7 protein-coding genes are annotated in these 12,361 nt (G+C 44.5%); all 7 read right to left on the bottom strand.

What is annotated here, in order from left to right; genetic code table 11:
- Positions 1-539: 539 nt before the first annotated feature.
- Positions 540-2,459 (bottom strand): EAL domain-containing protein, encoded by a 1,920-nt coding sequence (locus tag ACVBIO_RS20935; protein WP_447162125.1) that lies wholly within the window; start codon positions 2,457-2,459, stop codon positions 540-542.
- Between the two features lie 8 nt (positions 2,460-2,467).
- Positions 2,468-3,175, bottom strand: coding sequence for a transglutaminase-like cysteine peptidase (locus ACVBIO_RS20930; protein WP_447162124.1), 708 nt, complete (start codon positions 3,173-3,175; stop codon positions 2,468-2,470).
- An 18-nt stretch (positions 3,176-3,193) separates the two neighbouring features.
- Positions 3,194-3,799 carry an OmpA family protein gene (locus ACVBIO_RS20925; protein WP_447162123.1) on the bottom strand — a complete coding sequence of 202 codons (606 nt, stop codon included), beginning with the start codon at positions 3,797-3,799 and terminating at the stop codon, positions 3,194-3,196.
- Positions 3,796-5,211, bottom strand: a complete 1,416-nt coding sequence (locus tag ACVBIO_RS20920; RefSeq protein WP_447162122.1) for a TolC family outer membrane protein — start codon at positions 5,209-5,211, stop codon at positions 3,796-3,798. Before ACVBIO_RS20920 ends, ACVBIO_RS20925 begins: the two co-directional genes overlap by 4 nt.
- Before the next feature lie 31 nt (positions 5,212-5,242).
- Complete coding sequence (locus ACVBIO_RS20915; RefSeq protein ID WP_447162121.1) at positions 5,243-6,625, bottom strand: HlyD family type I secretion periplasmic adaptor subunit; 1,383 nt, start codon at positions 6,623-6,625, stop codon at positions 5,243-5,245.
- Positions 6,622-8,739, bottom strand: coding sequence for a type I secretion system permease/ATPase (locus tag ACVBIO_RS20910; RefSeq protein WP_447162152.1), 2,118 nt, complete (start codon positions 8,737-8,739; stop codon positions 6,622-6,624). The genes ACVBIO_RS20915 and ACVBIO_RS20910 overlap by 4 nt, the downstream gene beginning before the upstream one ends.
- Positions 8,740-8,899: 160 nt before the next feature.
- Positions 8,900-12,361, bottom strand: a 3,462-nt coding sequence (locus ACVBIO_RS20905) for a type I secretion C-terminal target domain-containing protein (protein ID WP_447173357.1), incomplete at its 5' end; no start/stop codon positions are given.

Genomic DNA, 12,361 nt, shown 5'->3' with positions numbered 1-12,361 from the left:
AGAGTTCAGAGCGAGTGACAAAATTGTGTTCTAGGGATTGGGCAAGTGTGACCAGTTAATTTTCCAGTTTGGTATAACGGAACGTTTGCAAGCTCACTGACGGAAAGTCCGGACAAGATTAGGTTATTGTAGGTCGGGCTTTAACCCGTCAATGAGGTTTTGATATCAGGTTTAGAGAATCTAAAGCTTCGCTGGCGGATAACGGAATGTTTGCAAGCTCACTGAAGGAAAGGCCGGACAAGATTTGGTTATTGTAGGTCGGGCTTTAGCCCGTCAATGAGGTTTTGATATCAGGTTTTAGAGAGCCTAAAGCTAAGACGAACGCTTCGCTGATGGATAGCGGAATGTTCGCAAGCTCACTGAGGCAAAGAAAGCAAAGCAGGCTCTAGAACCTAAGATCTATAAATGAAACTGAGAACGATATCTCAGGTTAACGAATTAGAAAATGGAAGGTTAGGTAGACTCTTTAGGACCTAGAACCTAGAATCAAAAAAGGCCTCCTGAGAGACCTTTAGCTATTTCACCTTTAACTGCTTATATCATTCTACTGCGATAGGCGGTGAGATAAAGCCCATGTAAGCGTTAGTCTTTAACGGTATGAAACGTTTAAGCTGGGCTTCTTCTTCTATTCCTGTCGCTATCACTTCGATATCTAATCCCTTTGCGACGTTAATGAGCGCACGACATAGCTCACTGCTGTGCTCGCTGTCATCGTAATAAGCGAAAGACTGATCGAGTTTGACGTAACTTGGGCGTAAGTTTTGTAGGTATGACATTGAGCCAAACTGGCGCCCAAAGTGGTCAATACCAAAATGCGCCCCATTATCCCGAATCACAGCACAAAGTGCCTGACAGGCTTCTGCATCGCTATAAACAGCCGCTTCAGGTATATCGAAACAGATCCGTTCACGTAGTGGCGATAAGCGCAGGAATTTATTGAGCCACTTATGGAATTCAGGATCCCCCATACTCTGGAAGGTTAAGTTAATCGCAATCGGTTCGAAGTTTCTTTCAAGTAGCTTCTTACTATGGATTGTTTCAATCAAGCACTTATCTAACAGGCTACCCAATGAGAGCAGTTCGACATAGGGCATGAACTGTCCAGCGGGTACCATCTTGTCGTGGATCTCAAGTTGGCAGTAGAGCTCTCTTTGTAAAATTGAGCCTGAATCATTTAATAAAATAGGTTGCCACTTAAACTTGAATTTCCCTTCGGTGATCGCGCTACTTAAATGCTCGCGCCACTGTTCTCGGGTAAATAACTGTTTTTCATTAGTCTCAAACCAATGGAATACCTTATTTTCCTGTAGTGACTTCTGCAGTGCATTATCAGCTTGGGCGAGAATATCGGTGACAGACATCTGCCCAATACGCTCGGCAATACCAATAGCAAAGCTTTCATTTGGTTTGCAACCAGCTTTTGAGATCTCCTGGTTGATGGTGCGGATCAGGGTTTGTAGATATTTACTGGTTTGCTCATGCTCTGAACTGGTGATGAGAAAAGCAAACTCATAAGCTGCAATGCGCGCAATCACTGACGGTGTTACGCCATCTAAATGTTGCTTCATTTTATCTGCTAGCAACTTAATGGTTTCGTCACGGACTTGATAACCGTATTTGCTATGGACCTCTTCTAACCAGTCAAACTTAGCCATCATCAGTGCGCCACTTTTAGGCTCGCTTAGCCAGCTGTTTAAGCGCCCCATCATATATTGGCGATTAGGCAAACCTGATACTTGGTCGACAAGATTCTTCTTTCTCAATTCACCCACTTCTTCATCGAGAGAGTTAAAGATCTGCTTTAGCTGTTCAGACATGCTATTAAACGCTTGCACCACTGATTTAAGTTCTACAGTTTTAGGTACTTTCATGTCTGGACCAAATTTACGGTTGGCTACCTCTTTGGCGTGTTCGGCAATATCATGCAGTGGTTTTAAGATCCAAGTGAGACCGACACGGGCCAAAATAATCGCAATAAGAAATAGGATAGAAAAGACGATGATGGCGTTGGTCATGGTGCGCCAGAGCTCATGGTATCCGAATCCCGGATGGGCAGTAATCTCTAAGCGAGCTAACTGGATCCAACCTGAGGTGATTATGCTTTCTCGTTTGATCGTATTGAACAGCTCTAGGTCGATAAACCACTGTGGAACCCCCTCGATTATCATCGGGTTTTCCCATACCTGCTGTTTACCATCGACGAGCCAAGTAAGTTTGACTTGTTGATAGTAACCGCCCTCGAAAATCACATTGATCAGTGTTTCTGCACCGACTATGTCACCCGCTTCGAGATCGGGTACCAGCATAATACCGAGCGAATGACTGGTATTATTGAGATCTGATTCCATTTGTTTCGTAAGGAAGCTTTGAGTTTCGGTAAACTGTACATAACCTAAGCTCGCAACAACCAATAAAAACAGCACAAACAGTAGTGTGTATATCTGTCGAAACAGTGTCATCTTGTTAACTACTCCAGTTTTATCTTGGGTTGATTAAGTCGCTCTACACCCAAGCGATGTTTTAGGTCATTCCATTTCGCAAGTTTAGATGAGGAACCTGCTAGAACACCTCGTCCTTTTTCTTTGTTTAACCACAGCTGTCGACCGTTAAAACTATAGACTGGCAACAGATCTTTTCGTTGGGTTGCCGGTTTAATCTGTTTATCAAGATTGTCTAAAACGAGGGGGATTGAAGAGGGCGTTTCATAATAGGCTAGTACCATATGATACTGATTTACGCTGGTCGCTTTAACCATAGTAATGCGTAATTTATCCTCAGAAATACCGAGTTGAAGTAGAGTAAAGTATTTAGCGATTGAGAAGTCCTCACAGTCGCCACCACTGACTCCAATAAACTCCATGGGCGTTGCCCAGTAGTTCTTATTTCCCCAAAGTTTTATATCATCGATAAAATGAAATAGGTTAAAAAAATTATTAACCATTAGTATTTTATCGCTATCTTGTAAGTCTTTTGCTTCATCTAAAAGCTTAAACCAGGCCCTAATCCGTTTACCCGCACGTTCGCCATATTGCGACTCAATGGTTTGGGTTATATGGACTGAATCTAACTTTTGAACTGGGGCAGCATAAAGGCAGGAGACGGACAGGGCCAGCACCGTCAACTTTAATTGGCAGACTTTTCGTATTTTTTTTAATTGATAAAGCCTGCCAACCATGGTGCTCCGTTATTACAGCTAATTAACTTCTTCGTCTACCGTATAGATGTGCCACTTCATGTCTGCAGTGGTGTCATCGCCTGTTAGTTCGGCGATAACTCGACGATTTACCTTATGAGCCGCTTTGGTATGAGTCGGGTCAATTGGGCGGTCGAAGCTATAACCTATCGCACTGAGTCTATCTGATTCAATACCAAAACGCTCAGCAAGCAAAGAACTTACTGCATTGGCACGGTTTTGAGATAGTGTTTGGTTATGCTCATGGCTTCCTGTCTTACTGCAGTGTCCCTCAATGACAGCTTGGGTATTTGGATAATCGCGCATAAAGGTTGCGATAACTTCTACCTGCGGATAATACTGAGGATCGATATAGTAAGAGTCGTTGGCAAATAGCACTTTGAGTTCCTGGCGCTCATTAATTGGCTTGATTTTACCGCAGCCGTAGTTGTCGATGGTTGCACCAAGTGTCGTTTCTGTGCAGCGTTCTCTGGCAACAATAACCCCATCATGGTCGATATCATTGAGATCGTAAACTTGCGTTGTCGGTTGATCCATAGTGGCTATGTCACGCATTGAGCAGCCGCCAAGCATAGCGAGACTTAATATAAATATCATGGTCTTCATTGTGGGACTCCTCCTTCGTAGTCTCTCTCACCTTGCCAGACATCTGGTCTGGTTACGCGCAATGAGTTGAGCAATTGGCCTGTCGCATTTAACACGCGATACTGGGCAATGATTTCATCATACTCAGATTCTAAATAGTCTTTTCTAGCTTCAAAAAGCTCGTTTTCTGTATCGAGTAGATCCAATAAAGTTCGCTGACCTAAGTTAAATTGCTGGCTGTAAGCAACTTGGGTGTCTTTAGCCGCAACAACATGTTCTCGGATATACATTTTTTGTGGGGTAAGCAGTTCGTAAGCATTCCACGCTAAATTGACGCCTTCAACGACTTGTCTGTGGGCACGTTGACGGATCTCTTTAGCCTCGCCTACTTTATATGCGGCTTCTTTCTCGCGTGCGAGATCACTACCACCTGAAAATAGGTTGTACTTGAGGCGCACCATGGCAACAAGGTCATTGTTATATCCACCAACACTATTAGTCACAATAGGTGAGTAGCCATCTTCACCATCGACATTGTTGTTCCAGTTACCATCAAGCTCTAGTGAGAGCTTCGGGTAATAGTTTGACTGTGCAGAGTCTTTCTCATTTTCTGCAGCATTGATATCGCTTGCTGCAGACTTGAGAATAGGGTGATTATCTTGAGCCATCATAATGCTGGTACTGAGATCTGCTGGTAGCATATCAGCATCAGGCACTGGTACTATCATATCTTCAGGTTGCTGCTCAACGATACGAACAAACTGAGATTTAGCATCATAGAAGTTGTTACGGGCTGAGATAACATTAGCGTTAGCACGTGCCAAACGGCCAGTGATTTGTGATAAATCTGCCGTAGACCCTAGGCCTGAATCGGTACGTTGCTTAATTTGGTCATAGATCTCTTTATGGCTTTGAAGGTTTTTCTCTGCCAAAGTCAGTACCTGTTCGCTGCGAATATAGTTGATATAGACCTTAGCAACATCTAGCGCCATATCTTCAGCTGCAGCAAATAGTGCCCACTGCTCAGCACTAGCTTCGAAACTGTATCTATCAACTTCACTACTAGTATAGAAACCATCAAATAGCATCTGCTTGATGCTAAAGCCCGCTTCACCGCGTTTGAGTTCAATCACACCGTCATCGTTAACATCACCTTGACCTGCGCGTCGACGCGTCGATGGGCTATCGGTTTGCTCCCAACCATAGCCAGCGCTAATGTCAACCGTTGGCATGTAGCCTGCCACTGCTTGATTGACTTGTTCCTCTCGCGCTTTAAAGCGGTTAAATGCTATCTTTATCTCTGGATTGGTATCCAGTGTGTGTGCTACCGCTTGCTCTAGTGTTTGGCTAGAAGCCGATGCCGGTATTATCAGCGCGCTGACAGCAAGTGCAAGTGCACTGCGCTTTAACTGCCGTATTGTGCTGCTATCCATGTTAACCCCTCCTGGTCGTTTTTTATCGGGCTTAACGCTCCCTGAGCGCCGTATCTTTAGCCCGTAATATTGGATTAAGTATGTACTCTAAAACGGATCTTTGCCCTGTAATTACATCAACCGAGGTTAACATCCCTGGTATGATAGGCATTTGGGTGCCGTCGTCCTTCGTTAAGCTAGAAAACTCTGTTCTAACTTTGACAATATAAAAGCTATTTCCCTCTTCATCTTGGGTCGTATCGGCACTGATATGCTCGACCACACCGTTCAAACCACCATAGCGGGTAAAGTCATACGCGGTGACTTTAACGACAGCGGGTAAACCAGGGTGCAGGAATGCGATATCCTTAGGGACAATTTTGGTCTCAATCAATAGCTTGTCTTCAGACGGGACAATTTCAATGATATCGACACCGGGCTGGACAACGCCGCCTAGGGTATTGATATGCACTGTTTTGACTGTGCCATTGACTGGAGATACTATCTCGGCCTTGCTGACTTTATCTTGTGCACCGACTTGCGCCTCGTTCATGCGTGAGAGTTTAGTTTGCATCTCGTTGAGTTGGGCACGGGTATCAGCCGCATAAATAAGTACTGACTCCCGCCTTTTAAGAATGGCTTCATCCATGGTGGACTTAACTTTAGGGCGCAATAAGCGCAATGAAGAGAGCTCGCCTTGAATATCGTTGACGACTCGCTGTAGTTTTAATAACTCGACTTCAGGAACAATCCCTTTATCTGCCAATGGCCGAGTCAGTTCAAGCTCTCGTGAGACCAACTGGAAGCTGGTTGTGAGTGTTCTGATTTTTGAAGCGAGTTCTTGGATCTCTTGGTTACGTTGTTGGATCTGTCTGGCTTGAATTTCGAGTTGATTACTTAGGTTATCAAGACGACCAATATATTCTTCACGCTGACGGCTGGTAAGCTCTGGCTCGTTTTCTTCTAAAGCAGATGGGAATATTAATGCCAGAGGAGAGATTTTTACCTGCTCGCGCCAATCATTGGTTATTGACGAAATGGTGATACTGTTAAGCTCTGAATTTAAGCGGATCACATTGGCGACTAGACTATTCACTTCTTGCTCTTGTTGAGCGAAGTCAGACTGAAAACGGGTGGCATCGATGCGAACAAGAGGCTGCCCCTTGGTGACAATTAATCCCTCCTGGACATACATCTCTTGTAAGATCCCGCCGTCTAAACTTTGGATAACCTGCACTTGAGAAGAAGGGATAACTTTACCCAAACCAGTAGTGACTTGATCTAACTCTGCAAAGTAGGCCCATAGCAGGAAGGTTATAATCAGTGCCGATAATGCCCAAATAGTTAATCGATGGCTGGCAGGTGCATCGGTCATCATTGCACCATAAACGTCATCGACCATCTCTAAATCATGTGTAGTTAAGTGCTTACTCATTTTTTCGCCGCTCCCGCTAATAAGCCATCATTTAGCTTCTTTAGTACTTCGGCCTTAGGGCCATCGGCAACGATATGGCCGCGATCGAGAACGATGATGCGATCGACGAGGTTGAGTAGGTGCATCTTATGAGTAATGAGCAGTAAGGTTCTATCTTTACTGACATTGTGCATGGCATGAATAAACTGCTTTTCTGCACGGGCATCGAGACTGGCAGTCGGCTCATCCATTAACAATACTGGCGGGTCATTCAATGTTGCACGGGCGAGGGCGATAGTTTGTCTCTGTCCGCGTGAGAGCTCGCGTCCACCTTCACCCACTTGCTGATCTAGGCCTTCGGCTTCTAGGTTAGTAAATAAATTAACCCCAGAAAGCTGCACTGCTCGGATCAATTGGTGCTCAGATACTTGGCGGGTACCAAATAAAATATTGTCGCGAATCGTGCCATGAAACAAAGTGATATCTTGCGGCAAGTAGCCGAAGTTTCGTCTTAAGTCGCTAGGATGGATCTGCGCAGAATCGATACCGTCATAGGTTAAGCTGCCTTTAGTTGGCTGATATAGGCCGACTAATAGTTTGGCTAAGGTACTTTTACCGGAACCGTTGCGACCAATGATCGCTACACGCTCACCGGGAGCGATATTTATCGATAATGGGTGCAGTATGGGGCGCTCTGAACCTGGATAGCTAAAACCGATATGGTGCGCGGTTATTTGGCCTAATAAACGTTGGCGGCTAACCAGGTGGCCTTTGTTTTCAAATTCATCTTCTTGCGTCATCAGTTCATCAAGTTGACGCAGGGCACTAGCGGTTTGATTACCACGGGTCATTAGGCCTGCAAGTTGCGCCATGGGAGAAATTGCGCGGCTAGATAAAATCACCGCAGCAATGATGCCACCCATGGATATTTCATTTTCAGAGACTCGGTATACCCCTAAAATCACCACAAAAATAACGGAGGTTTGCACTACAAATGTCGCCACATTGGTCACAGAGGTAGTTATTTTTTTGCATTTCAGTTGCCAGTTCGCCGTATGGCCAATCATCTGTTGCCAGCTTTTCTGCACTAGACCTTCGGCGCCGCTGGATTTGATTGATTCAATTGAGGCTAATGACTCGATTAAGTGGCCGTGTTTTAGGCCAGAAAACTTATTACTCTCATCAATTGCCGCCTTAAGCTTTGGCTGCATAATCAAGGTGTAGCCGATAATAATAAAGCTACCAATCAATGGGATAACGGCGAGATCGCCGGCAACAAGATAGATAATGGTTAAGAAAAACAGCGCGAAAGGCAGATCAACCAATGTGGTGATAGTGGCCGAGGTGAGAATATCGCGGATGCTATCAAATTCACCAAGTTGCTTAGCCATGCCGCCGACGCTAGGAGAGCGCTTTTCAAGCGGGATACCGATAGCTTTAGCAAATAGTCGAGAAGATACGATGATGTCGACTTTCTTACCTGCAACGTCAATAAGGTAGCTTCTAAGTTGGCGCATGATTAAGTCAAAGATATAAGCAATACCGGCACCGATAGCCAGTACCCATAAAGAGTCGAATGCCAAATTCGGTACGACTTTATCGTACACATTCATAATAAATAACGGTGACACTAGGGCAAATAAGTTAACCAATACCGATGCGATAAGGGCATCTCGGTAAATGGGGGCTGAGTCTTTAATTGTTTGTAGTAACCAGTGGGATTTGTTCTCGTGTAGATGAACATCTAAGCCCATATCACCACGATATTCTTGCTTCACTAAAAACAGATAGCCCACATAGAGTGCTTCGAGCTCTTCAATCGAAAGCGTTTCTTTGCCGCCGGTTTCAGGTAGCTGGATAACCGCTTTATCTTGTTCGATATCAAATTCACGCAGTAAGCAGGCTTTCTTGTCTTTTAGCAATAAGATGCAGGGCAGCAGGATAGGGGATATTTCGTTTAAGCCCTTGCGCGACAACTTAGCCGCTAGTCCGGCGCGACTGGCAGCTTGAGGCAATAATTCTGGTGTTAATACGTGTCCTTGCATAGGCAAGCCTGCTGCCAGCGAGTCGCTGGAGCACGGGCTACCGAAATGCTCGGTGAGTAACACTAAACTGTCTAGCAGTGGGTCGACCATCACTCGTTGAGAGGCTGAAATCGTCCATTGCTCAGTGTTCTTAGAATCTGAAACTGACACCTTGGGGACTTATCCTTAAGATTTTATTATTTATATTTATTATTAAAAGTATCGGTCATAGTGGCCTGTTTTTCCACAGGCCACTATCTTGCTTCTTTTTTTATGGCAGCATAGCAAAGCCATTTGGATTGAATGGATCATCTAAAGGATCGGGATTAACCGCCTGAGTCACAGGATCTCCTGTTGATGTGCTGACGATGAGTGGTCCCTCTCCGTTACTACCTAATAGACCAGATATAATGTCGGCCTCATTACTACCGAACTGACCAATTAGGTCGACACCATCGAGCACAATGTGTTGATCAAAACTGCCATCCCCATCAGTATCAATATTGATACTGGTAGAGCCATTCTCATCTGTAAAGCTCAGGTGTTGAGCAAGTTCACTGACAGTATCACCTTGCAGGATATCGCTTAAATCAAGCTTATCTTCAGCTAAGTCAAAGTCGGTAATATGGTCGGTGGTATCAGAGCCATCTACTGAACCACTGGTCCAAACGAACGTATCCGCTCCTTCATTACCTGTCATTTCATCGTCCCCTAGACCGCCAATCATCGTATCTGCACCCAGACCACCGATTAAGGTATCATTACCACCTTGACCGAATAAGGTATCGTTACCTTCACCACCGTTTAAGATATCGTTGCCATCATTGGCATCTGATATATCAAATTCATCAATATGAGTACTGATGTAACTATGGATATCTTGCAAGTCAATACTGCCAGTATCTGTTCCGGTTTTTATTGCTACATAGTTCTGTAAGGCTGTAAATCCTTGGCCAGTAATATTATCTAATTGGACAAGGTCGCCAAAGATAATATCATTGCCTTCTCCACCTAGTGCGTCGTCTCGCCCTTGAGTTAGTTCGACTGTATTCCCCAAAATAACACTTGCAAGATTACTGACATCAACAGCGGCCTGAACGTTTCCGTCTGTGTCATAAAGCTTAAGTACATCAGTTGTAACACCACTCCCAATACCAATGGCATTAACAATCGATACGGCATTTAATAGACTGAATTGATGTAGGCCTGAATTACTGTGGTCGTCGTCATATTTCAATGTATTACCATCTTGTTCGATGCTGCCTATTTTTTCATGAACATCGGTATAGACTGAATATACATCGCCACTTGAATCAACTAACACCTTGCCATTTAATGTGATTGTTTCCCCAAAACTATAAGAATTCGCGATGAGAACTTCACTTAAGGTTAGGAAGTTGCCAGTTTGAGGATCGACACCAACGTATAGGGAGTCTATCTCACTGTGGGTATCTGCTGTTGGTTGCCCGTCTGTAATGAAGAATGTTTGGTTGTTGGCACCATTACCAGCAATGTCAGCGCTATCAAACCATTCTATGACGCTCTCAAATGATGCTTCATAATTTGTGCTTCCGCCTGCACTAACTGCATTAACCGCTGCGAGTAACTGCGTAAGTGCCGCTTGAGAATCACCGTTAGATAAATCGACTGAAATATTTGTCTTAGTATTTGCTGCGAAATCAACAAACAGCACATTGACTGTGCCAGCATGCTCGCCATTAGCACTATTGAATAGCGTGTTGAAAACAGTCGTTAATTGCATTTTTGCTTGAGTGATTTCATCAGACATACTGCCAGAAGAATCGAGAATAAAGGCCAGATTATAATCTTCACCAGCAACAATCTGTAAGCCGCTAGTGTCACTAACGATAATGTCGTGGTTATCACTACCTTGTAAAGTGTTGTTGCCGTCGGTACCGCCCACAAAACCGTAATCTCGAGTCTGCACTACATCGAAGTTTACACTCGCCGTATCGCTGCCACCCTGGCCGTCACTGATGGTATAGGTAAAGCTAGTCGGTACAGTCTGCGAGCCATCATGGGTATAGCTAAAGCTACCATCTTGGTTGATGGTTAGGCTGCCATCTTTAACAGACACAGTTGCTGCGCCATTAACAAATGTCAGCTCTACGCCATCGATATGGGTAATGCTTAGAGGATTGCCATCGATATCGGAGTCAACACCACTGCCATTTGTACTGTCATTATCATTATCGTCAGTGATGATGTTACCAGTAATGGTTTCGCTCTCATTAACTTGGTAGCGATTAGCAAACGCTTCTGGAGCGTCATTGGTACCAATAATATTAATGGTGACAGTGGCGGTATCAGTCGCGCCGTGCTCATCGGTAATGGTGTAGGTAAAGGTTTCTTTAGTAACCTCTCCTGCGGCGAGAGATGCAAAGGCGCCATTGGTATCGTAGCTGTAAGTTCCATTAGTATTGATTGTGAGCTTTGCGCCACTATCTAAGATAATAGTGCTACTAGCCTGGATCCCTTGACCATTAACCGCAGTGATAGAGAAAGAGTCAGTATGTTGATGGTTATGACCATTAGTATCATGATCTAAATCGCTATCATTCCACAATAATCCATCTTCGATAGTTGATGCTGTTAGTACTTCGCCTTCATTTACAACTAGTGCATCGCCGCCTAGTTCTGGACCCGAAACGACAATTGAAGTCAGGTAGTAATCGGATGAGTCATCACCTGGGTTAGCCTGTGACTCTTCACCTAGCGTATAGGTGGCTTCAAACACTAAAGTATCAAATACCAAGTTGCCAGTATCTATGTTGAACTCACCGCTCTTGCTACCTTCGGTTTTAAAGGTTTCCATAGCAACGAGTTGGCCTTGATAATAAGCCTTCCAAACGCCTTGTTCGCCGCCCTCTTCGGTGTCGAACATGTTGCTAACATTGAAGGTTGCCTTATTGACGAGGCCATTAAAGCTAAAGACTAATCCTTCAGATTGACCCGTTTCAGCGTTGAACTCTATTTGACCTACTGTCGCGCCTTCGGTTCTGGGAGTGCCAGAAACACCAAGTTTGTTGTTATCACCAGTTGCGTAATTAACAGTTCCTTCAGAGCCATCAGCGTTTATTGCGCTGATAGTGAATAGTGGATTAACTTTAGTACCGTTTTCGGTTCCCCAGTTATCGCTAGAGCTTGCACTTGCACTTGCACTAAATGAGCTACCTTGAGCATCATCATTGGCGTCGACAGTGTTGATCGCTGCCGTATCACTTCCAGGGCCGGACTCGTTACCAGCAAGATCAGCTTGAGTCGCTTCAACAGTAATGCTTGATGTTTCATTTGGTGTCTCTTCAGACCACGTAATCACTCCATTATCGTAACTAAATTGGCTGGTAGCGGTTGAAGACGCACCTGTAACAATCAACTCTCCAGTAGCACTTAAGCTAAGAACCACGGTCGAAATTGAGGTGCCATTAGTGATGCTGAGAGAAACTGAACCACCTGCTAATAAGTCAGTATGGTTAACTTCTACCTTTAACTGGATGTTCGCGCCACCACTGACTATTTCATCAGGGTTTAACCAGCCATCGCCAGGGTTTGCATTACCAATAATTGGGTTACTGTCATCCAGAATAATTACAGTCGGGGTGTTTGGTGTAGTGTTATCAACGTCATAATCTTCAGTATCGGTCGCGGTGGCGCTGTTGCCTGCTAAGTCAGTGCTGGTGACGCTGGCATTGATGGTTTGATCTGCGTCAGC

It is taken from the genome of Shewanella sp. 0m-8, assembly GCF_052977265.1.
Note: the sequence above shows the minus strand (reverse complement) of the source record. Positions and strands in the feature narration are given on the sequence as shown.